We start from the raw sequence: 24,137 nt of genomic DNA on the forward strand, positions 1-24,137 counted from the left end.
CTATGCCAAAAAGCCGAGTTCTTTCGAAATGCGATTCGCTGTTTCTTTCACCTTCGCGATAAAATATGAAATATTACTTTCGCTGTACTCAATTGCTAATCCCGAAATACTAATACCCGCTACAACCGTTCCATCGCTTGTGAAAATGGGTGCTGCTATAGCCGCTGTATGATTTTCTAACTCCGAGTAGCTAATTGTATGTCCTTCCTTTTTCGCCAATTGCAACACTTCTAGCAATTGTTCCTTATCCACAATTGTTCCATCTGCAAACTGTTTTAAATCTGTTTCCTCTATGTATTTCCGTTTCTCTTCCTCAGAGAAATATGATAGTAAAATTCTCGGACATGCACCCGCATAAAGTGGTGCTCTTCTTCCAACTGCCGTATACACGCGTACAGGCTGAACGCCTTCCATCTTTTCCGCATAAATCGCGTCATTACCATCTTGAATAATTAAATTAACTGCCTGGCCTAAACTATCTCTAAGCCCTTTCATATATGGAATCGCAATATTCCTTACTGATAATCTTTGTGAAACAAGTTGACCGAACCGTAAAAATATGACCCCTAAACGATATTTCCCCTTCTCGTTTTTTTGTAAGAACTCCATTTCTTCTAACGAGCCAATTAAACGATAAACAGATGTTTTCGGCATACTCGTAAGCTGAACCATCTCTGTTAAACTTAGCTCTTCATACTCATAAAACAACTCTAAAATATCCATTGTCTTAACTGCCGTTTTATTTATACTCATTCTATCTCCCTCTCGTTCCGAAATGCGGAACTTGAATTCCGTTTTTCGAAACAAACATATAATTTAAAATTATAAAATATTCTTTCAATTCTATCAATATTTTTTTCAAGCACATAATCCGATATATTTTGTCAGTAATTTAAAATAAGCATAAATAATTACATACATCTGTAAATTTTTATATTAGACTATAATCCTTTCGAACCATTTGATTTATTATGGTATATGTACAATAAAATGTGAGGAGTGTTTCTTTTGAAAAAACTGCTAGTGATTCCTGCCATTATGTTATCTTTTTGTATAGGTTATAATGTGATTTTTGCGACAAATGAAGATACTCATTCAACCGCTAAAGTTGCACAACATCATAAAATAGCGAACGAAGAAATTCATTTTTTCGGATCAAGTATTTCTGGCTTTAACTACTCTCATGGGGATGACTTAAGCGTTCTTGTAAAAAATATAGGCGATTCTCCTCTTCGTTACACTTTATATAACGCTAAAGATTCTTGGATGATTGATGGAACTTTAAAACCTTGGGAACAAGCAATAAGTGAATTTAGTATAAATTGGAGTGATTGGCTTCCTGAGGGTGAATACAAGATCAATTTTAAAAATAATGATGGTTCTCTTTCAAAAGTTCAAGTTATAGCCAAGCCAAACATTTAAATAAATAAGACAAAAAAGTATGGAAGAATATTTCTCCCATACTTTTTCTTTATAACGCTCTTACTTGTTTCAACGGCCAAAAAACAGCTTGTCCTTTTCCGACAATCTCATCTTCTGAAATAAATCCGAACATACGACCGTCTTTAGAAACTTCACGATTATCTCCTAAAACAAACACTTGGCCTTCTGGCACTTTCGTTTTTCCTGTGATTTGTTCTAACGTAAAGTCTGGAGTTAATACACGACCTGCTGCTTTTTCTTTAAACTCTTTTAAATATGGTTCTTCCATCGCTTTTCCGTTTACATATAACACATCGTTTTTATACTCAACTGTATCGCCTGGTAAACCAATTACTCTTTTTACTAAATCGTATCCTTCTTTTCCGTGGAAGACGATAATATCAAAGCGTTCTAATCCACTTATACTATAACCAATCTTATTCACAAGAACTCGTTCGTTATTTTCTAAAGTGGGCATCATCGATTCACCTTGTACTAACGACGGTGTAAATAAGACACCGCGAATAATAGCGATTAATACAAGGGTAAATCCTATCGTTTTAGCCCATGAGAATAATTCTTTCTTCGTATTTTCCTTCATCGTTTCTCCTCTTTCTTACGTGTTTATTGTATGATTTGAACTAATTCCTGTACTAAATTAGGATCAATTTCAGCAAAACATGATTTCCCTTCTCTTACCGCTGTACCGACATGAGCTTGCGAAATTCCAGTTTCATCTAGCAATCGCTTTATATTTTCTTTCGTCACGCCAGCTCCAGCTACAAGTTGAATTTGACCATCGCTTACCTTTTGCATTTCTGTAAGCATCGGAATATTATCAACTATATTTCCTTGCCCACCTGAAGTTAAGACGTGAGTCACTTTATGAAACTTCTTTAAAGTTCTCATCGCTTCTACTGGACTTTCTGTGTCGTCTATTGCTCGGTGATATGTGACATTTATCCCCTCTACCACAGATAATAAATCCGCTAGTTTCTCTTCATCCACTTCATTTCGTTCATTTAATACACCTAATACCACACCAGCTACTCCTAATTTCTGAGCAACTACAATATCTTCTTTCATCATTTCAATTTCTTCTTCCGTATATGTAAAAGACTTCGCATGCGGACGAATCATAACGTGAATCGGTATATGTACTGCTTCTACCGCTTTTTTAATAAATGCATAACTCGGCGTTAAACCGCCTTCTGTATAAGATGAAATTAATTCAATTCGCTTCCCGCCAGCTCGTTCAATTCGTTTTACATCTTCTAAACATGTTGCAATAACCTCTAGCATGAGATGACCTCTTTTCGTGCTTTTTTCTTATTATAACATTAGTAAAAATAAGAAACCTAGCTTTCTCCTTTAAAACTATAAAAAGAAGAATGAAAAGAAAGATTTTTTAAATTGATAATTCTATAAAAAAGAGTAACCTCCTAGAACTTCAGACTAGGTGTTACTCCTTTTTATTTTACAAAAACACTAGGTTTCCCCTATATATTTAGTTATTTTTCTTAGTTACTTCATTATAATAGTGGCTAAATGCTTCTACTAACGCGTCAACGGAAGCATATAATTCTTCTGGTGTATTATCTACCCCTCCCATTTCAATAAGTAATGCATTTGGAGATAGATCTTGATTATATACTCCGTTACCGCTTTTACGATCTTTAATAAAAATCCCTCGGCTTAAACCGTAATACTTCTCGTCTAAATATGAATTTATTGCTGTTACTATTTTTTTATTTTTTTCATAGTTAGGATTTTCTCGTCCTAAAATAAAATAGAGCCGAGCATAATTCTTTCCGTTAATATTTTTTGTTGTAGTATTTTTTCGCGCATCGTCCCTATGAAGGTCCATTGGAAACATAATATTTTTATCTTGTGTTAATTTATCTTGTAATATTTGACGGGACCCTTTGTAAGATTGGGCCCAATTTAAATTTTTATTTCGCAGAAAATCCCTCATATTTGTCGTATCATGTGAAACACCGATTCCTTTTTCTTCTAACTTTTGTTTTAAATAATTTCCAACAAACGTAATATTTACTTCATTATTTGTACTAGAAGCATCATCGGGTATAGCGGCACCTGGAATTAGAGGAATAAACGACTCCCAACTATGTGTATGATAAATAAAAACCTTATTTTCACCGTTATTTTGTGTATTTGAATTTTCACCAGTAGAATTGTTTTCTTTCCCACTCTTTGGGCGTTCAATAGCAGATCCTTTATCTTTAATATTCTCTAAAGGAATACTGGATTCTTCAGGAATGTTCGTATAATCTGTTCCTTCCCCAGCAATCAATATTTCCGAATAAAATTGATTCATATTAGGAAGTTCTCGAGTTAATAAACTTCGGAGATCATTTACATTAATGTTTGTAGAAAGTGAAAGTAAAAAAGATTCCAGAGACGCTCGTCCTTTTTCTTTATGAAATTCTTCTGCAAAATAACGATTTTCACTTCCTATCATGTACATAAGACCTTTAGTAGAATTCGTTCCCAATAACTGATTAATATAATACGATTTAAATACGTTTGAATTACTAGAAATGAAGAATGAAGTGAGGATACATATAATCGTGAATAAAATACATATCACTACATATCTTACATTTAATACTTTCAGCTTCACTTTATTCATTTTATATCTCCCTTCATTTACTATATTCTTACGCATAATTTCCAATGAATATGATTACTAATTTAATAGAGTTGCTTCTACTACTTTGTTTTCATTTAGCGTCTTTCCGTAAAGCGAATGAGGCTAAAGTTGCCGTGCGCAAATATCATCAAAGACTTTTAAACAATTTAAATAACCTGAGTCTATATAAATATAGAACTCAGGTTATTTCATACTGTTTACTCGACAGGAGGCACTGCATTTTGATGGACTTTTTTATTTTCCATGTCAATGCCTAATTGGTCTTTCAATAACTTCATACCTTTTTTTGTAAGATGGACGGCTCGAGTTTTATCCGTTTTTGTAATCCATTCTTGTTCAAAAAACAGTTTTGCTATCGCAGATCCTAACCAACCAGAAATATGGTAGCGTCGTTCACTCCAATCAAGACAAGGTTTTGCAAATATCCTCCTCTTTATATTTGCCGTTTCAACATTTATCCCAAAATTCAGAAACCATTGTTTACCTTGTTCCGTTACAATGTATTCTCCTTCCTTTAAAATTATAAATTCCTTATGTAGTAATTTTTCAGTTATCTCTACACCGAGTCTGCCTGCAAGATGATCATAGCAAGTCCGAGCATAACGAATTTGTTTTAGTTGATCCGATTGTTTTAAAGACCGAACTTGGACTGTGGGTGCAATTGTTCCTAACTTTTCAAGAACTTCTGCTACCTCTTGATTAGCAAGTCGATAGTAACGATGTCTACCATGTTGTTCAACTGTAAGTAGATTCCCCTCTACTAATTTAGAAAGATGAGAACTAATCGTTGGATGTGACACTTTTGCCATATAAGCCAATTCACTGGCAGGTAGTGCCTGATTATTCATTAAACAATCTAAGATGATTGCTCTTGTAGGTTCAGCAATTAGTTTAGCTATATATGAGATATTCGGATATACATTCATATTTCGATGATACCCTAACTGTTAAATTGATACAATTATTTTAAGTTAAATAGTAAAGGAGAATGTATTATGAATACAATTGATCTTAGTATATTAAATTTGAAAGAAACCCGAAGGCGCTCAGAAAAATTATGGAATTCTCTTCCCGATAAATTTCTTAATTGGAAGCCTGATAATGAAGCGATGTCCTTTGGTGAGATGATTCGTCATGTATGGAGCTCAACTTTTTATTATCATATGATTTTAAAAAACAACGGCTCAATAAACGACATACACATCCCGTATAATGACGAGCCAATTACTTGTGTAAAAAAAGAGATTGAGTTGGCACAATCATACTTTACTGACTTCATAGAATATGTTCAATCCATAAGTATAACTGAGCTAGATTCAACCCTTATTGATCGAAGCGATGTTGGCTATCAAAGATATTTAGGTGATATGCTATTACGAATTGCCTATCATGATGCGGTCCATGCAGGGCAATTTTTACAATATTTACGAATGGTTAACTTGGAAAGACCTTTAATTTGGGATTAGATACGACAAATGTTTACAACGCTTCTATACTGGCATTATAATAATACGCAACCAATTATCTAACTAGTCAAAATCCTTTTCGTTAGTTAAAAAGAGCAGTTTAGTTTTTGTACAATAATTAATATATGGGGCTGATCACGTGAAAAAGCATTCTGAATTAAAAAAGCATTTATGTGAACTAGAGGAAAAGCTATTAGAACCTAAAACTCGTACAGCACCAGAAGAACTAGACAAATTACTTGCAGACGATTTTTTTGAATTTGGTAGTTCGGGGAATGTTTGGTATAAGAAAGATTTTGTTGGTGGAAGTGGACTTAGCGTGAGAGAAATGACTCTTTCTAATTTTGAAATATACTCTTTATCAGAAGGTACCGTGTTGGCGACATATCGTGTAAGAGATGAAACTAGAATGCAGAATACTTTGCGAAGCTCCATTTGGAAACTGATAGATGGAAAATGGCAAATGTTTTTCCATCAAGGAACACTTACAAAATCATAATGATTATTTATATTAAAACGCTGCATTTTAAACTAGTATATCAAGCGAATAAAAAGCACGGATTTGATTACTAATCAAATCCGTGCTTTCAAAACAACTATATTGTCCATAAACAAAAAAATGTAAGCTTTAAAAATTACGATTGAAACGCCGCATCCGCTAATATAGATAATGTTGCATCATCCATCGGCGGATTGTGTAGTCCTGCTCTGACGTTTAAGTAGTAGCGATGCAGCGGATTTTTTTCTGATAAACTTTTTGCTCCTACGATGCGCATTGATTTATCAACTATGGATATCGCCGCATTTGTTACGGCGTATTTCACTGCTGCTAGCTCTGCCTGTAGTGAAAGCTTATCTTCTGCTTCATCGTACTTTTTCGCAATTTGATATAAAAAGACGCGAGCTTGCATAAGCTCGAGTTCTAATTCTCCAACTAATCTTCTAACATTCGGTAATAAACTAATAGAATGATTTAAACTATTTGGCTTGTATGATCCCGCAAACTGAACTGCATAATTTCTTGCTGATTGTGCAATTCCTAAATAACATGCTGGTATATGTAGCAACCAGCCAATACCCTTTTGTTTCACTTTTCCGCCCTTCACATCCGTAAAAAAGCGGTTTTCTATCTCTACATTTTGTAAGACAAGGTCGTGACTAGCAGTCCCTCTCATCGCGACGCTATCCCATGTTTCTTCAATGGATACACCGAGCGTATTTCTCGGAATGATAAACTCACCAACTTCTTCCCGGCCTTCAATACTCGCTGAAATAATAAAATAATCAAGTATTGGCGCCATCGTTGTAAAAGTTTTCCTTCCATTTACAACCCACTTCTCGCCTTGTTGAACCGCTATTGTTTCTGGTTTACCACCACGCGTCGGACTCCCTGTTTTCGGCTCTGTTGCTGCCCGGTTAAAGAGCGCACCATTACGCACTTCTTCGCAAAACCATTTGAACATCTCATCATTCCAAGAGCGATTTTCCGCTAGCTCTTTCACAATACCAAGATGCCAGCCAATCGATAATGCAGTAGCTCCGCAGCCTTCCGCGATTTTCTCTTGAAATAAAACGAAGTCATATAAAGAAATTGCACTACCACCAAACTCCTTCGGTAACGTTAATTTCGTATATCCGATATCTTTCAAATCATTCATATTTTCATACGGAAATGATCCTAATTCACTTAATTGATGCTCTCTTTCCATGAACTTCGGAATCAATTTATTTATTTGTTCAATAATGAAAGATTGTTCTTCTGTTTCAACAAATGAGAGTGCCATACTATAATCTCCTTTATGTTCGATTCATCAACCGCTCACTTTTTCATTATGATTATATGAAGCTACCTCTCTATTGTTTCACTATTCCGATAAAAATACAATGTTTTTGACTAATAAGAAAAGTTCCTATTTTAAGATAGGTTCTTTTCTTATGTTAGTCTCCCTTCAATGCCTTTAATGGCAAAGAGGTTACATATCCAATGTACGAGAATAATTCTTTAAAGAAGAATGGAATTTCTGTATCTAACGTTTTATATGCTGATGTCGGCGTTGGTGAAGCATACGCTTCAATATTAATATGTTTTGCAATTCTCATTGCGCGTTTCATATGAAGTGGATCACTTACAATCGTGTATGTGCGTATTCCGTTCTCTATTCCAACTTCCTTCGCATTTTTTAAATTTTCTTCAGTGAAAAGGGACTTTGTTTCAATTAAAATATCTTCCTCTTTTACACCTTGTTTCATTGCATATACTCTTGCAGTACGCGCTTCCTCAAGCTCTGCCTCGAACTTTGTACCACCTGTAAAAATAATCTTTTTAATATTTCCGTTCTTATATAAAGAAATCGCATGATTAATTCTTTCTTTAAATACAGGAGATGGTTTTCCGTTCCAAGAAGCTGCTCCTAGTACGATACCAGCATCCGTTTTCACGCTATCATCTGTTTTAAAACGATAACTCCAAATATCGTAAGCTGCATAACTTACATATAAAATAGCAGAACAAATCATTAGTAAAAATACTTGAAAGATTCGTCTTTTCTTACTCTTCTTATATTCTTTCATTTGTAATTGCCTCCGTACATCATCCATACTTCTATAAAAAAACATTTATATCAAATCATTTTGTTTGAGTTTATTTAAAAGAAGGAACTTTACTTGTTATTTATGTATAAAAGGGTTTTCATTTAAAATTGAGGATTATCAATTCATTTTCATTTGCGGTTTTCATTACATTTTTTAAATTCATAAGTTTATTACCATACAACTACATTGTAACGAATTTTTTCTCAGAAGGGAACGATGAAACAAAAGGAATTAAAATAAAGTAGCATTTTGTAAGAAAAAAGGTATATTTTTCATGCATCACGAACAATATACCTTTCAAAACACGAATTATAGCTTTTCTTTATACAACTCTAATTTTTCTAACAATTGTTCTTTTACGCCTGGCCATTCACTTGAGATAATACTGTACACAACTGCATCTCTCACATAACCATTCGGTAACTTTCTTTCATTTCTAAGCACACCCTCTTTTACTGCGCCTAACCTTTCAATTGCTCGCTGTGCTTTTTCATTTCTTGCATCCGTCTTAATTTGCACCCTCAGCATATGCAGTTTTTCAAAAGCATACTGGAGAAGCATATACTTACACTCTGTATTTATACTCGTACGTTGCACACTTGGATGATACCACGTTTGCCCTAACTCGACTGTTTTATCTTCCACTGAAATATTATATAGACGTGTACTTCCTACAATCATATTCGTCTGTTGATCCACTACAACGAAAGGCATTTGCATTCCCTTTCCATAACCTTGTATCGCTTTTTGAACATATTGCTGCATCTCTTGAACACTATCCATTTTAGAGATTAAATACGCCCAAATATCCCGATTTCCTTCTACAATCGAAAACAAAGTTTCGACATCATCACTATCCATTAATCGTAACTTTGCTCTTTCGTGAATCATTTCCATTTGTAAGCCCCCTCTTTGTTATTACTATATCATATGAAATAAAAATTAATTATAAGAATAAATGAATATAATTAAAAGAATCCCTTCTATAAAAAGCGACTCTCATGTCATTTTATCTTTACTTAGCCTAAATCAATTTCACTCAACATCTCTTCCTTAGAACCAAACATATGAATTCTTCTTCGAATATAAACATCCCATATAGGGTAGGATGGCTCATTGATAATCATTAATATCGCATCTACAAAAAGAAAATTCTGGAAATACCTAATAAATACTATATAATAATAAACGGGAGGGGATAAAAATGCTAGATCAAATTACTTGGGGAACGCCAGGCAGCTTATTATGCTTAGGATTCTTTTTTGCAGGATTAGGAATCTTTTTAAGAAGCGTTACGTCATATACGAAAGATAAATAAAAGTATCCAAAAACATGAAAGTTGTACATTTTCACGTTTGGGATATTTGATTTTCTTAGCGTACCCTGCTTTTAAACAAAAGAATCCTTCCTTTTACAGAAGGATTCTTTTGTTATAGCTTTATCTTTTTAACACTTTAAAGCAACAAATAAGCAATCGGCGTAATAATAAGTAACGTTAAGATCGTTCTTTGTACATACAGAATAATAAGTTCCGATACTTTTAACGGAATATCTGTCGATAATATACAAGGAATGGAAGCTGAGAAAAACAATATTGATGAGACCGAAACAACCGCAATAACAAACTTTGTCACGAGCGGTGCACTTACTACTAATAATGATGGCAAAAACATTTCAGCAATACCAACGGATGCCGCTTTAGCAGCTAGTTCTGCTTCTGGAAGCTGTAAAGCCCATGTAAAAGGATAAAAAATATAACTGATCCAATCAAATATTGGCGTAAACTTCGCCAATACGATACCGAGTAACCCTACTGACATAATCGATGGTAAAATTCCCATCGTCATAATGAAACCGTCTTTTAAGTTCACTGCGATATTTTTCATAACGCTCGGTGCAGTTTTTGATACTTCTAATGCATCTTCCCAAGCACGTTCTAACATTTTCTCCTTATAAACAGGCTCTGGAAACCCTTCTTCCGTTACGTATGTATCTGGTTTTCTACTAAGTGGCGGGATTCTTACGGTGATAGCGGTTACGATGAATGTTACAACAAGAGTAGTCCAAAAATAAACATTCCATAAATGCATAATATCTAATGTTTTTGCGATGATGATCATAAATGTTGCGGATACTGTAGAAAACCCTGTAGCGATAATGGCTGCTTCTTTTGTCGTATACTTTCCTTCTTTATAAACTCGGTTAGTAATGAGAAGCGCTAGCGAATAACTTCCAACGAAAGAAGCAACCGCATCAATTGCTGATCGTCCAGGTGTTTTCCATAACGGTCTCATAATCGGACGGCAAAACGTACCGATAAATTCAAGTAATCCGTACCCGACTAATAATGCTAAAAAAGCCGAGCCAATTGGAACGAGTAAACTTACCGATATGACTAGTTTTTCATACAAAAAGGGCCCTACATCTGGTGCAAAGAACCAAGCTGGTCCTACTTTCAAACAATATAATACACCAAAGACAACACCAACTACTTTTAAAATAGAAAAACAAATATCTACGATAGATGCATTCCATTTTTTCGTATAAAACGGATAAATCGCCCCCACTACCATAACGAGTAGAGCGTAATAAGGTACTATGCTCGGAACAGAAGTCCTAATCCATGATACGATATGATCAATCATAATGGAAGAAGCACCGTTTATCGTAACTGGTACGAAAAACATAAACACCCCAACTAGACTAGTGAGTATAAAACGAAAAATGATCCCCTTCTCACTCCCTGTCTTAATTACATTCCTTTTTAATTCAATTTCACTCAAAATTCGACACCTCCTATTATCTAAATATTCTGTATAATTACATTAGATTCCTTCTTTCCATTTCTAATATTTCATCATATAAAAACAGCCTATTTTAAAATAGGCTGTTTCTACTACCTCTCATAATCATCCACAATCACTTGAATCACACGATACGATTCCTCTGCCACTATTTTATTACTAGTCTTATTCGCATCATATGTAATTAACGCCTTCCAAAGCGCCCATCCTCTCGCTCGATTCCACGTTTCTTCATCTATGCGCAATATTTCTTTAAATACGTTTCTACTATTTTCATCAAAAAATGTCCAAGCCATCGCTGCATCACAAGCCGGATCTCCTACTCCTAAAATACCAAAATCAATGACGGCACAAAGCTTTCCGTCCTTAACGAGTAAATTCCCCGGGGCAACATCCCCATGAATCCAAACTGGCTTACGCTCCCACGTTGACTGAAGTGCTACATCCCAAAGATGCTTTAATACTGTTTCATCAAAAACATCCTTATTATTTTCGATAGCAGCTCTCGCCTCTTCATCATATACGGACATAAGCCCACCTCGGTAAAAATTATGTGCTCCGGCTATCGGCCCATTACTCGCATCAATAAATTGCAATTCTACTAGAAATGATCCTAAATTCGCCGCAAATTCATTTAAGTCACGTACATTTCCTTTCGTAACTGTCTCTCCTTCTATCCACTTATTAATAGACCAAGGCCACGGATATTCTGCAGAAGGATTCCCTTTCGCAATTGGAGAAGAAATTGGTAAAGAAAGTTCCTTGCTTAATAGCGGAAGCCATTTGTTTTCTTTCTCTACTTGTGGTGCATATGCTACATCACTTGGTAATCTTATACTCATCTCATCCCCTAAGTGAAACGTTCTGTTATCATGCCCACTAAACTTTACAGGTTTCACTTCTAAATGTGCCCATTCAGGAAACTGTTCCTGTATTAACTTTTCAACTAAACTTACGTTAATTGGATGCATTCACATTCTCCTTCTCTTTTGAAACTTACTAACTCCTTCTGTACTCCCAACATATTCAAAACCATTTTTCTTATAAAAATCATTCAACGTACGATTATGTCCCACACAATCTAGCTTCAAAAACTCTTTGTCATGTTGTACATTCTCTTCTATCCACCGTAAAATCCATTTTCCAATTCCATTCCCCTTATACTTCTGGTTCACCGCAAATCTATGAATATATAATGAATTAGAAACTTCCTCTTTACCAAAAATACGTTCATCCCATTCATTTTGTTTAGGAGATACCGTAACCGTACCAACAATTTCCTCTTCTTTCATTACAACATACGTATATTTCTCTTTTATGCCTTCTAATATTTCAGCCGTAGCCTCTCCGCCTAACAGATACTGCCACTGATCTACTTCTTTATATTGTAGCCACTGTGCTACTTCTTTTAATAGCGTAATAATACTATCGCTTTCCTCTTCAGTAGCAGTTCGAATTGTATATTCTTGAACTGTAGTTCTCTCCATATTGCCGTTCTCCTTTCATATACTTACTTCTTTTACTAATTTTCGTTTTATACATTATATACCAAAATTAACCACTACACTTTCAAGATATATATTTTACAGCTTGTATTCCACAAAAAACCGTCTCACTACTAGTGAAACGGTTTTAATTCCTTAAACATTTACTTCGTCTTCACAAAATAATATAAAAACCACACCGCATGATTTTGTTCATCAGCAGCTATTCTGCGTAATAACTCTTTCATATGCGCATCCGATGTCTCATCTGAAATTTCCAAATAAAAATCCACTGTCTTCTGTTCATCTTGTATTGCAAATTCTAATCCTTGTAAGTACGTATTCGGGCATTCTTCCGTAATTTGTGGTTTAGGCTGCTGACCTGTTAAATTTGTATAGATTTGTACAAAATGATGAAAATGCTTTATTTCATCATTACGAATTTCAAGAATTTGATTTCGTTCTGCCGCATTTGGAGCCATGTTAGCTAATTTCGCATAGCAATTTATAGCACTAAACTCTCCATTTATCGCTTTCTCAATATCACGAATCAGCTTATCATTTTGCCTATACCAATCATAATAATTTGAATTATCCATCGTATCCCCTCCATTATTTCGCATAACATTTTATGCAATTTAAAATAGTAGGAGCATGTATACAAAATGAACCACAAATGCGAACTCTTCATTTTCCTATAGACTAATAATCATTTCACCACAAAAAATAACGCTTCACTACGAGTGAAACGTTATTTTGTCTAAGCGTTTAATTCTGTTGTATGTTCCTTTATTATACTACGTTTGAAAGCAGTCATTAAAATAATAACCATACTTACCGCACCAATCCAAACGAGCGCAGTAACAGGTGTACTCCAGCTTAACCCTTTTCCAAAGAAGAATATTTCTCTAAGTCCTTCAATCATAAATCGCATCGGCAACCATGTATACACCCAGTCTTGGTAAAATGGCGACAACATTTCCGGTGCTAATGATAATAACGGTGCCCCAAAGAATAGTAAGAGAGCGAATAAACCGATCCCATTTAGTCCAACTAATGAAAGCACTGCAGAAATCATTAAGAAGAAACTAAAGGATGTAATAGATAAAAACAGTGCCGTATCTGTGAAATTCGAAATGTTTAGTCCTACCATTCCGTCCGCAATCCATGTTAGTCCAAATCCGATTACAAGTGCCGCAATAGCCCCTGTTACGATTTGTTTTACTTTCAATATAAAGTTTTCTTTTCGTGAGCCAACTGGTATTTTACGAATTGCAATAAAGATGATTGCTGCGCTCGCTAAACTTGCAATCCATAACGGCTGGAATAAAGAAATTGGTGAGTTACCATTTGCACTATTTTTGCCGGTTTCATTCACATTTGTTACTTTCTTCGTAATCGGTGTTACTACATTTGAAACTTGGTCTGCTGTTAAAGTAGCTCCTTTTGCTTTCAACCCTTCTAATAGTTGCGCGCGAACAGTATTGTTCACATTATCAACGATCGCATTTAACATTTGTCCTGCCATAGTTGAAGCTGCTGTATTCATTCCTTGATTTATAAATATTTCTACCTCTGGCGAAGATGGCTGTTGTGTTCGTAACGATGCCTGCTTCGTACTAAAGTCTTTCGGAATGACTAACGCCGCGTAATACTCTTGATTATTTAAGCCTTTTTGCACGGATTCCTTATTTTTTACTTCTATCCACTTTACCGCAGGTTCTTCCTCTGCTTTTGATGTCTTTTTCATATTATCAACAATCGTTTGCCCCATATTCATTTTCGGTTGATTCGGAATTTCTACCCCTTGGTCCTCATTTACAATTGCGATTGGCAAGTTTTTCGGTTTAGGTTGAACAGTTGGAAATAATGTTAATGAAAAAATAAAAACTACAAGTAGTGCAATAACCGGTGATAACAATAAAAGTTTATTTTTAAACATTTTCTTTTCTCCTCCTTTAATTTGATTTATAATAACCAACAACGTGTTGTATATCTATATTTTGAATTATATGTTCGAGTTGAACCTTATACAATAATCAAAAATCGTGAATGTGTCGGTTATAAGACACATTTTTAAAATGTGTTGACTAACATTAAGGAGGGATCTACTTTGCGTGATAGTAATTTAGATTTACGTGTTGTTCGTACGAAAACTGCCATACGAAATGCATTGGTGGAACTAATTGAAGAAAAAGGTTTTGACGCCATTACAGTGAAAGATATTACAACGAAAGCAAACATTAATCGCGGTACTTTCTATGCGCACTATCAAGATAAATTTGATTTAATGACGAAATGCCAAGAAGATATTATGTACGAGTTTTCTAAAATTGCCAAAAAGAAATTCCCGGAAGTCATTGCTGACCTTGGATCAAACCCTTCTCCAACAATGCCATTTATACTTATCACTTCTATTCTTGAATTTCTAAATGAAAATAGTGCTTTTATTAAAGCTGTACTTAGCCCGAAAGGAGACTTGTCTTTCCAAACAAAATTGAAGGATTTTATGTGGAAAACACTATTTGAAGATACGAATGGTGCTCTCATTAATAAAGAAAATTTACTTGTCCCAAGCCAATACTTAACTTCTTATATGGCATCAGCTCATATAGGTGTCATCCAGCAATGGTTAAATAGTGGCCAAAAAGAAACACCTGAGGAAATTGCTCGTATTTTATCTACAATCGCAGTTCATGGGCCTTTTTATGCGGCTGGTTTAAAGAAATGAGCCCATATGCCTGGAAACATGTTTTGATCAATCTGAACATCAACAAATTTCCATATGAAAAAAGCTGTTGAAAGGTATTCCCTTCAACAGCTTCTCCATTATTAACGATATAAACGAACTGCACCTGCAGAATTATCGTCTGCTTGTCCAACTACTTCAAATTTCAGTCCCAGCTTCGGTAATTTACGTCCTGCATCTGAGATTAAATCATTCATATACGATTTAGAATCATCAAACTTCGTTACACCTGGTAATCCTTTATAATCATATGTTCCGCGTGTTGGAGATACAACTTTCCATGCTGGCGCTTGATTAAAGGAGAACGCAGCATCTGCAATTTGGAATCGTGTACTATTTTGAACAGTTGGTTTACCATTTAGTGTGCCAACAATTGCCTCTGGGTGAGAGTCAACAACTCCTAAGAAACCTTCTCCTGGATGCAGACCAACCCAATTATCTGTAAAGCTAGAGTCTGCATACCATACGACAAGACCTGTATTATATGGTACACCACTACTATATTTTAACGCTTGATCCGCACCAGCGTAGTTTCTCCACTCTAAATAGTAGTTATGTTTCTTCTTATCAAAACCGTTTGATACAACGAAACCATTTAATTTTAATTTCGCTTCGCCTTCTGCATCATCAGAGAACACAACATTTCCATCTACTGTTAACGTAGCGTTATCAAGTGTAAAACCGTTCGGTGCTAAACCACCATCTGTAATGTATTCGAATGCTAGTTTTATTTTTTGACCTTTAAATGTGCTTAAGTCATATGACTTATCTACCCATTTACCATCCGTTGTATCTAGACCATTTTTCACATTCTTTTCACCAATGCGATCCACTAACGTTTTCTTACCATCTTCTGTCACTGCATGTACTTCAAGGAAGTCATACTCCGTTTCAATTTCATACAATGTTTTGTAATCAAATTTCGCCTGTGTTGCATTTGTTAAATCAAATACTGGCGTTTCTAATGTTGTATGAAGGTTATCGCCTTTTGTACTATAGTAATATTTCTTACCGAATGCAGGCTGAATACCTTTTACATCTTTATCAGGTAAGTTAACGCGAATTAAACCAGGACGAGCTGATTTCGTTACACTTTGATCTAAGTACGTCGCCAGACCGATACCGCGATTTAATTTATCATAGTCAACCTCTACAATATTTGCCCAGTTCCCACCCATGTTCTTTTGAAAATACTCTTTGTTTTGCGGAGAGAAACTCGGTGGCGTTGTACCTGCAATTTTGCCAGCCCAACTGCCGCCGCTCATAACTGACCAAGAGTTAATTGGCTCACCTGCTCCTGAGTACTTCGTATCATATTCATCTGGAAGGCCTAAATCATGACCAAATTCATGTGCGAATACACCAACTGCTCCATCTTCTGGTTCAATTGTGTAGTCGTATGCTGCCATTTTACCGCCCCAATTGTCAACCTTTGCTTTTGTTCCTTCAATTGGATATGGTGTTCCAAGGTTCCAGCGATGTGACCAAATTGCGTCATCACCTAGTCTACCACCGCCTCCATCTTGTCCAACTCCCGCGTGAATAACCATTAAATGATCAATTAGACCATCTGGCTCGTTTTTATTGCCATCGCCATTATTGTCATATTGATCGTATTGGTCAAATTCAGATAAATCAATTCCACTTTCTACAGCTGCATTTAATGCCTCTTTCACAAAATCACGTGGTCCTTTTGGGCCTTTATTATCATGACCACCATCTCCTGCATCTGCCCCATAATCCGCTGCATTACCAGGAACTGTTAACCACTTTGTTACTGTCCCATCGACTGTATAACTACCACCAGATTGCTCTTCATAATATTGTTTAAATGTTGGGACTTTTGAGCCATCAAAGAGTGTAAATGGCTCATCGCCAAATAACATTTTTTGATAATGTTCTGGATTAAAATCATTTGAATACATATAACCTGGTACTTGATCAATATTGTTATGCTTAAAATCAGCAAACTCTACTAGCAATACTAGAACTTTATCTTTACGAACATCACCATTATATTGTTTTTGCTTCGCTGAAGTAGTTGGTACTTTGCCGTTTAATCCCCCTTTAACCGGCGCTTCACCTACTACTGGACCACCAGCAGGCTGGTCAACTTTCTCTTTCGCATCTGCTTTTGCATCTTTAACTTTTTTCAAAAAGTCAAAAGCTTCTCTTGAGACACTATCCCCTGCTGCTGGTTCTTTTCCAGCATTTTCACCTTTTTTCTTCTCTACGTATTTTTCAACAGCTTTTAATGTGTCCTCTTTCGACGTAGATTCACTAATTACACCGCGTTTCTTGAGTGCATCTGCTAAACGATCCTCTTGAATTAAATTTTCATCAATTGGACTTACAGTTCCTGTATGAGACGGCGTTGCCGCATAAACAGATTGACTACTAAATCCAAATGTGCAACTAAGCACAGCTGTCGCCGCAAGCGTAGACAGCACCTTAAAAGGTTTTTTCTTCATCCCTATTCCTCCCCAATATTAAATACGTTATAACGTTTATATAATAATGAAAATTCAGATAACTTACAAGATGTTGTCTGAATTTGTAATATTTTTGAAAAGATTCTTTAGTTCGAATTGGTATACATTCTGATTCATCAATGTTCCAGGTGGTAATTGCTAGCTAAAAAAATAAAGAGATTAGTCACTAATTATAGTGATTAATCTCTTTATTATCTAAGCACAACTACAACACTTCAATATACCCTTCTGTTCCATGTACCCGAATTCGCTGTCCATCTTTTATTAATTTCGTAGCATTCTCTACCCCAACGACTGCCGGTAAGCCATATTCACGTGCGATAACTGCTCCGTGCGTCATGAGTCCGCCGACTTCAGTGACTAATCCTTTTATAGACACAAATAACGGTGTCCAGCCTGGGTCAGTAAAAGCAGTAACTAATATATCTCCTTCTTCTAAATCCGCTTCTTCCATGTTTAAAATAACGCGTGCTCTCCCCTCAACTACACCTGAAGAAACAGGCAAACCTATGATAGCCTCGACTGGAAGATTTCCACGTTTATACTTACCTGTAATGATTTCTCCATCAGACGTCATTACACGCGGAGGCGTTAGTTTTTCATATAATTTATAATCATTTTTTTGTTTATGAATAAGCTCGTAATCTAATTTATTCGTACGAACAACTTCGTGAAGCTCTTCAAAAGTTAGATAGTATATATCATCAACTTCATGAATGACACCGCTCTGCACAAGTTGCTCAGCTTCTTTCAGTAACGCCTGCTTATATACAAAATAGCGATTAATCATGCCGTATTTCGGGTATTCACGATAACCGATGAAATTCCGGATGTTACGAATCATATGCTTCGTCTCTTCTACTTTTTGTTTACCATCCGGCAAATGCTGCAATCGCTCTACTAACTCTTCTTCTTTTTTCAAAGCTTCTTGCAATCCTTCTTCAAATTTCCGTTTACTCGCACCATATTCAAAGTCTCTAATGTTATTTAAAATCATCGGGATAATAGTAGTTGGCTTTTCAATCCAGCGTATTTTCGTAATATCTATTTCTCCGCTGCATCTCATTCCGTATTTATTTAGAAAAGCAGAGATGGCATCTCGAGCTTTCTCCCCACCTTTTAACTGAACTAGTTCGTCTAAAAAGCTATCATCTTTTACATGTTGTAAATACGCAATAACTTCTGGATACGGCCGAATCACATCAGCAACATCCATTAATGCTAAACCCATTTCTGACGTAATATTGGTTTGTACCGATTGAGAAAGCGTATCTGCTGCATTCTTTTCGCCTAGCCATTGCTCCATATTTTCATTAATCCATGTTGAAGCATTCATACCCGCCATAATGGCAGCGATACTTTGCGGATTAAATAATACTTTCTTTAATTGCTGAATATCTTCCACAATAAAATCAAGTACATCCACCCCTGATTTCGTTTGCATGTTTCGTTTTAACTCTTCGATTGATGCCTCACTATTCTTTATTAAATTCGTAACAATTGCCGGATCATTTTCAACTTCGGGTTGTGAGCTTGCAGGTGACACACTTTTACCAGCACTCTTTCCTATTTTATCATCCGGTAACAATGTAATAAAATCATCTCGCTCGACTACAGTCGTTAATGCATCTCTTATGAGTGGATCCGATTTCCCTAAAGTATTTATTAAGTAATCCCTGCTAGCAGGTGAAGCTAATCTTTGTGTAGCATCCACAAATAGCCTTCCTCCCGCTTTACGCATAGGGGCATTAGTCGTTAACAAGAAAAAAGATAATCCTAGTGGTTTCATCGCATCGGTCATCATTTGTTGATGACCAACTGATATATACACATGATTTTCCCCATCATTTTCTTCAGGAATTGGATATAAAGTCGTGATTGGTCGACTTTGAACTATATAAAATGTATCATCCACTAAACACCATTCAATATCTTGTGGACAGCCAAAATAAGCTTCAATCTGTCTTCCGCTGTGTGCCAGTTGTAATATTTGTTGCTCTGATAATGTTTGAAGCTTTTGCTGAGCCGGATCAATGTGTTTTTTCTCCGTTCCGCCCTCTTTTAAGGCATAGATAGCTACTTTTTTAGTTGAAATCACCTTATCGACGATTTCGCCTTCTTTTACTTTATAATTATCAGCAGAGACAAGTCCTGATACTAACGCTTCACCCAGTCCAAAACTGGCATCGATTGATAATACCTTTCGGTTAGAAGTAATCGGATCAGCCGTAAATAAAATGCCCGAAGCCCGTGGGAAGACCATTTTTTGAACGACAACGCATATAGAAACTTGATTCTGCTCAAAACTATTTTGCATGCGGTACATAACTGCTCGCTCTGTAAATAAAGAAGCCCAGCACTTTCTTATATGCTGCAAAATCGCTTCTTTTCCGGTAATATTTAAATACGTATCTTGTTGACCAGCAAACGAGGCATACGGTAAATCTTCAGCCGTAGCACTAGAACGCACAGCATACGCATGTTCATTTCCAAAACGTGAGAGATATTGAAATACCGATTCCACTACATCGGAAGGGATTTCTACTCCCATAATGACTTCTCTAATCTTCTTACTCATTTCACCAATTTGAGCTCGCTCTTCCTTTTTCAGTTTTGTTAGCTGCTGCAATAAAGTTTGAAGCTCTTCATTTTGCTCGATAGCCTTTTCATATCCTATCGTTGTAACACAAAAACCTTCTGGCACTTGTATCCCTTGCATGTTGGATAACTCCCCTAAATTCAATCCTTTTCCACCAACGAGCGAAAGCTGTGTTTTTTCTATTTCCTGAAAATCGAGAACGAAAGAACTCATGTAACATCTCTCCTTATTTTGCATGTGCTCTTGATTGTAGCAGTAGTAAATACGAATAAACAGTCTATTTCGAACTTGATTTACGTGATATAATTAAGTTAGGAAGAGATATTTCTTTTTACTTACTAAAACAGAATGGTTCAGAATTCAACTAATGTTATGTACTTATAAATAAGATTCTATATACGATACGGGTATATAAACCCAGGCAGTATAAAAAAATACACCTTCATTTATTGAAGGTGTATTTTTTTATTTTTATCACTTTTAAATGGGTTATTACATTCGTTAATTTGATTCATAAATAATACATATTAAAATCTCTTTCGAGACTTGTATAAAGATTAAAATAGTAACCTTAAATTCATTTAATTAATGCCTAGTCCTGCACTTGCATAACCCGTAATAGTATTAACAAGTGAAAGACCAGAAGCTGTAGCGGAAAAAACAAGCAAGAGTCTTGTTGCTGGAGTTACCGGAATATTCAATCCCGTTATTATCCCAGATGATATAGTTCCTAGAGCTAATGCACCCGTTAAAGAAGGTGCTAAAGTAACTGTTGCCCCTGGGATCGGGCTAAAAGTATTATCCGGCGTAGTTGACTGATACAATTGCGCATTTAATGTCACCGTCGTACCAACCAAGCTTAATGCGACAGTAACACTAAAATATGCTGCTAACGAAGTAATGGTACCACTACGCGGCATTGAAAATGCAAAATTTATAATAGGGCCTAATGCCGTACCGGTCAAATCAATATTGCCTCCAACAACCGTTATACCTGTCGCCGAACTCCCAAATCCAACTAAACTTGTTGTTCCTACTAATCCACCTGCAATTGTAGTCAAAATAACCGGGCCGCCAGAAGCAAATGGTACAATTGCTCCACTTCCGGTTGCTCCCGTTCCTCCGGTTGAACCTGTACTTCCTGTCGCTCCCGTTTCTCCGGTTGAACCTGTATTTCCGGTCGGTCCCGTTCCTCCGGTTGGACCCGTATTTCCAGTTGTTCCCGTTCCTCCGGTTGGACCCGTATTTCCAGTTGTTCCCGTTCCTCCGGTTGGACCCGTACTTCCAGTTGCTCCCGTTCCTCCGGTTGGACCTGTACTTCCAGTTGCTCCCGTTCCTCCGGTTGGACCCGTACTTCCAGTTGCTCCCGTTCCTCCGGTTGCCCCTGTATTTCCAGTCGGGCCTGTATCTCCGGTTGAGCCTGTATTTCCGGTCGGCCCTGTGTTTCCAGTTACTCCCGTACTTCCGGTCGGCCCTGTGTTTCCAGTTACTCCCGTACTTCCGGTCGGCCCTGTGTTTCCAGTTGCTCCCGTACTTCCGGTCGGCCCTGTACTTCCGGTTGCTCCCGTGTCTCCGGTCGGGCCCGTATTTCCGGTTGAACCTGTATTTCCAGTTGCTCCCGTACTTCCGGTCGGCCCTGTATCTCCGGTTGAACCTGTGTTTCCAGTTGCTCCCGTACTTCCGGTCGGCCCTGTATCTCCGGTCGAACCTGTATTTCCAGTTGCTCCCGTACTTCCGGTCGGCCCTGTATCTCCGGTTGAACCTGTGTTTCCAGTTGCTCCCGTACTTCCGGTCGGCCCTGTATCTCCGGTTGCCCCCGTACTTCCGGTCGGCCCTGTATCTCCGGTTGCCCCCGTACTTCCGGTTGCTCCCGTATTTCCTGTCGGCCCCGTAGGAAATGTTATTGATGGAATTGGCGGAAAAGTAGGTCCAATTAAATCAGGATCTATTGCATGAGCTTGAAGCAATTCATATATTTTTTGCATTTCATTTTTATCAGCCACATCATCAACTCCTATAATACGACTGCATTATATTGATACGCGAAATTATATTACCCTTCATTTGTCTTTATATAATATGTGTTCCCGCTACTATTATGCTTCTTATACCAAAGCTAACTTTTTAAGTACTATTAAATTAATTTATTAAAATCACATCAAATGTCATATCAACAATACGTATATCTTTTCACTGATATTTATTGGCGCATTATACAAATCCGACATCTCTAGTTCAATCTTGTAAAGTATTTAAAGGTAAAAAACGCCATTCTTTCCTATTAGAAATCGGCTATTAAATTTCAACTTACATCCGTCATCAATTCAATATTCATTGAAAGTTATGTACTAAATAAATTGTTCCGATACAGCTATCCGTAAAAATAGGTAGCCCTTCACCTATATCAATCTAGGATAGCAATTACACCCTATGAAGAAAAGACACCCACGTGAGTGTCTACTTCAACCTTCTTGTAGATTTTGTATGAAATGATTTTATATTGATTCGTTATCGGTCTTTTTAGTTACTAGTGGTTTTTTATTCTTTTTGGCTTTTCACAATTTGATAATGCCAGCAGAGTACGTCCACTTACATGTGCGCCCCTTTTTGTTTTCAATTAACGCATTCGTATACAATTATTTAGATACCTTTATTGTTATTTCATATATAAATACTTCCTCCATATATTATAAAGAACCATCAAAATATAAAGGGAGGCAAAAAAATGCCTATCACAAATATTTATGATTTTATATCCAAGTATGGGCGTCCCCCTCATTTTCACAAAGACTTTCCCCTAATCTTATTTTGGAGCCAAAAAAGCGGCTGCACTTCACTTGTATATTGGTTCTTTTATCACATTAATTTATTTAAAGAAGCGGTTAAATATAATCCATTTGTTCATCACTATGAATTTGATATTTATAAAAACTCCATACCTTATTTCACTGATTTAGCCAATGCATTACAAAAAAAAGAAAAAGACACCTATAAATTAGTAAGAAATCCCTTCAAAAGGGCCGTAAGCTCCTTTATTTCTCTGATTCCTGCTCCGTATTACGAATCCACTGAATGGAAGCCCGTCCGTCGTTATCTTTATGGTGATGAATCCTGTAATAAAAAAATTTCCTTTAAACTTTACTTGTACTATTTAAAAGCACATGCACCGGATTTTGAGGGCGTAAATCCACACTTCACACCACAGTATATACAAGGAGAAGAAGAGTTTGTAACAAATTATATTTACCTGGAGAATCTCTCTACGGAACTTTCTAATTTAGAAGACAAATACGGATTAAAAAAATCTCCTCTAAATGGATTGATTAACTCGTGGCACCACCAAAACAAATTAGCAGTTTACAAGGGGATATATGCAGATGGGGATATTACTGATCCTTTATTCCCAAGACATCCCACCTACGATAGTTTTTATGATGAAGAAACAATTCAATTGGTCAAAGATATTTTCAAAGATGATTTCAAGACATATGAATACTCATTAAATCTAATTTAAAAAGATAATAGATCATTAGAAACCTTTTCATATATGATAAAGAAACTTAAATCCAGCTAATTAAATTTCCTCATACAGCTCTTATAATAATTTAGGACACTGTGTAACAGTGTTCTTTTTTATGAAATTCTAATTTCGTCATTCATTAAAATCACTATATTTTTATAATACGTTTTATTTAATAACACTTTTATCTCTACTATTTATATATCATTAAATTGAAAATATCCAATTTTTTTGCTTTGCGACATAATATTTATTGATGCTGGAAAATCACCTAGCTTTTTATTATAAGAGCATTTTAATTAAACGTACAACCACTTTCTTATTTATAGCTTTTC

At 36.1% G+C, this 24,137-nt stretch carries 21 protein-coding genes; 5 read left to right on the forward strand and 16 right to left on the reverse strand.

Annotated elements, in window-relative coordinates:
• Entirely contained in the window at positions 1-753 is a 753-nt protein-coding gene (locus KZZ19_RS15000; RefSeq protein WP_237980037.1) for an IclR family transcriptional regulator, read from the reverse strand.
• Between the two features lie 255 nt (positions 754-1,008).
• Between KZZ19_RS15000 and KZZ19_RS15005 the strand changes: the two genes are divergently transcribed.
• Positions 1,009-1,422: a hypothetical protein gene (locus KZZ19_RS15005; RefSeq protein WP_237980036.1), complete on the forward strand. Its 414-nt coding sequence runs from the start codon at positions 1,009-1,011 to the stop codon at positions 1,420-1,422.
• 49 nt (positions 1,423-1,471) lie between these two features.
• On the opposite strand, the gene lepB is transcribed toward KZZ19_RS15005, so the two are convergent.
• From lepB to KZZ19_RS15025, 4 genes are all read right to left on the reverse strand, one after another.
• Positions 1,472-2,023 (reverse strand): signal peptidase I, encoded by a 552-nt coding sequence (lepB, locus tag KZZ19_RS15010; RefSeq protein ID WP_000662493.1) that lies wholly within the window; start codon positions 2,021-2,023, stop codon positions 1,472-1,474.
• Positions 2,024-2,046: 23 nt separating this feature from the next.
• Positions 2,047-2,724, reverse strand: a complete 678-nt coding sequence (locus KZZ19_RS15015; protein ID WP_088096877.1) for a copper homeostasis protein CutC — start codon at positions 2,722-2,724, stop codon at positions 2,047-2,049.
• 205 nt (positions 2,725-2,929) lie between these two features.
• The gene (locus KZZ19_RS15020) at positions 2,930-4,075 is read right to left on the reverse strand and encodes a stage II sporulation protein P (protein WP_237980035.1); all 1,146 of its coding nucleotides are present in this window, start codon (positions 4,073-4,075) and stop codon (positions 2,930-2,932) included.
• A gap of 218 nt (positions 4,076-4,293) precedes the next feature.
• Entirely contained in the window at positions 4,294-5,022 is a 729-nt protein-coding gene (locus KZZ19_RS15025; RefSeq protein WP_237980034.1) for an ArsR/SmtB family transcription factor, read from the reverse strand.
• A gap of 69 nt (positions 5,023-5,091) precedes the next feature.
• On the opposite strand from KZZ19_RS15025, the gene KZZ19_RS15030 reads away from it, so the two are divergent.
• Together KZZ19_RS15030 and KZZ19_RS15035 are read left to right on the forward strand one after the other, a co-directional pair.
• Entirely contained in the window at positions 5,092-5,562 is a 471-nt protein-coding gene (locus KZZ19_RS15030) for a DinB family protein (protein WP_226545226.1), read from the forward strand.
• A gap of 139 nt (positions 5,563-5,701) precedes the next feature.
• Entirely contained in the window at positions 5,702-6,061 is a 360-nt protein-coding gene (locus KZZ19_RS15035) for a DUF4440 domain-containing protein (protein ID WP_237980033.1), read from the forward strand.
• Between the two features lie 136 nt (positions 6,062-6,197).
• Here the strand turns inward: KZZ19_RS15035 and KZZ19_RS15040 are convergent, their stop codons facing one another.
• From KZZ19_RS15040 to KZZ19_RS15075, 8 genes are all read right to left on the reverse strand, one after another.
• A complete protein-coding gene (locus KZZ19_RS15040) occupies positions 6,198-7,346 on the reverse strand; it encodes an acyl-CoA dehydrogenase family protein (protein WP_237980032.1) in 1,149 nt (382 codons plus the stop codon).
• A 154-nt stretch (positions 7,347-7,500) separates the two neighbouring features.
• A complete protein-coding gene (locus KZZ19_RS15045; RefSeq protein ID WP_237980031.1) occupies positions 7,501-8,133 on the reverse strand; it encodes a YdcF family protein in 633 nt (210 codons plus the stop codon).
• A 330-nt stretch (positions 8,134-8,463) separates the two neighbouring features.
• A complete protein-coding gene (locus KZZ19_RS15050; protein WP_237980030.1) occupies positions 8,464-9,051 on the reverse strand; it encodes a GNAT family N-acetyltransferase in 588 nt (195 codons plus the stop codon).
• A 557-nt stretch (positions 9,052-9,608) separates the two neighbouring features.
• Positions 9,609-10,937, reverse strand: a complete 1,329-nt coding sequence (locus KZZ19_RS15055; protein ID WP_237980029.1) for a YjiH family protein — start codon at positions 10,935-10,937, stop codon at positions 9,609-9,611.
• A 113-nt stretch (positions 10,938-11,050) separates the two neighbouring features.
• Positions 11,051-11,929 (reverse strand): aminoglycoside phosphotransferase family protein, encoded by an 879-nt coding sequence (locus KZZ19_RS15060; RefSeq protein WP_237980028.1) that lies wholly within the window; start codon positions 11,927-11,929, stop codon positions 11,051-11,053.
• Positions 11,930-12,445 (reverse strand): GNAT family N-acetyltransferase, encoded by a 516-nt coding sequence (locus tag KZZ19_RS15065; protein ID WP_237980026.1) that lies wholly within the window; start codon positions 12,443-12,445, stop codon positions 11,930-11,932.
• 161 nt (positions 12,446-12,606) lie between these two features.
• On the reverse strand, positions 12,607-13,041 hold the full coding sequence (locus KZZ19_RS15070) for a ferritin-like domain-containing protein (protein ID WP_088096888.1): 435 nt from the start codon (positions 13,039-13,041) through the stop codon (positions 12,607-12,609).
• A 161-nt stretch (positions 13,042-13,202) separates the two neighbouring features.
• Entirely contained in the window at positions 13,203-14,423 is a 1,221-nt protein-coding gene (locus KZZ19_RS15075) for a YhgE/Pip domain-containing protein (RefSeq protein ID WP_098342219.1), read from the reverse strand.
• Between the two features lie 132 nt (positions 14,424-14,555).
• On the opposite strand from KZZ19_RS15075, the gene KZZ19_RS15080 reads away from it, so the two are divergent.
• Complete coding sequence (locus tag KZZ19_RS15080) at positions 14,556-15,173, forward strand: TetR/AcrR family transcriptional regulator (protein ID WP_265413018.1); 618 nt, start codon at positions 14,556-14,558, stop codon at positions 15,171-15,173.
• Positions 15,174-15,274: 101 nt separating this feature from the next.
• On the opposite strand, the gene KZZ19_RS15085 is transcribed toward KZZ19_RS15080, so the two are convergent.
• The 3 genes from KZZ19_RS15085 to KZZ19_RS15095 all read right to left on the reverse strand — a co-directional run bounded on the left by KZZ19_RS15085 (position 15,275) and on the right by KZZ19_RS15095 (position 22,267).
• Entirely contained in the window at positions 15,275-17,662 is a 2,388-nt protein-coding gene (locus KZZ19_RS15085; RefSeq protein ID WP_237980022.1) for an immune inhibitor A domain-containing protein, read from the reverse strand.
• A 226-nt stretch (positions 17,663-17,888) separates the two neighbouring features.
• Positions 17,889-20,495 carry a phosphoenolpyruvate synthase gene (gene ppsA / locus KZZ19_RS15090; RefSeq protein ID WP_237980020.1) on the reverse strand — a complete coding sequence of 869 codons (2,607 nt, stop codon included), beginning with the start codon at positions 20,493-20,495 and terminating at the stop codon, positions 17,889-17,891.
• Positions 20,496-20,863: 368 nt separating this feature from the next.
• Positions 20,864-22,267, reverse strand: coding sequence for an exosporium glycoprotein BclB-related protein (locus tag KZZ19_RS15095; protein WP_348638043.1), 1,404 nt, complete (start codon positions 22,265-22,267; stop codon positions 20,864-20,866).
• Between the two features lie 740 nt (positions 22,268-23,007).
• Here KZZ19_RS15095 and KZZ19_RS15100 point away from each other — a divergent pair.
• Positions 23,008-23,796 carry a sulfotransferase family 2 domain-containing protein gene (locus KZZ19_RS15100; protein WP_237982191.1) on the forward strand — a complete coding sequence of 263 codons (789 nt, stop codon included), beginning with the start codon at positions 23,008-23,010 and terminating at the stop codon, positions 23,794-23,796.
• Positions 23,797-24,137: the final 341 nt, after the last annotated feature.

This window comes from Bacillus thuringiensis (assembly GCF_022095615.2).
Lineage (GTDB): Bacteria > Bacillota > Bacilli > Bacillales > Bacillaceae_G > Bacillus_A > Bacillus_A cereus_AG.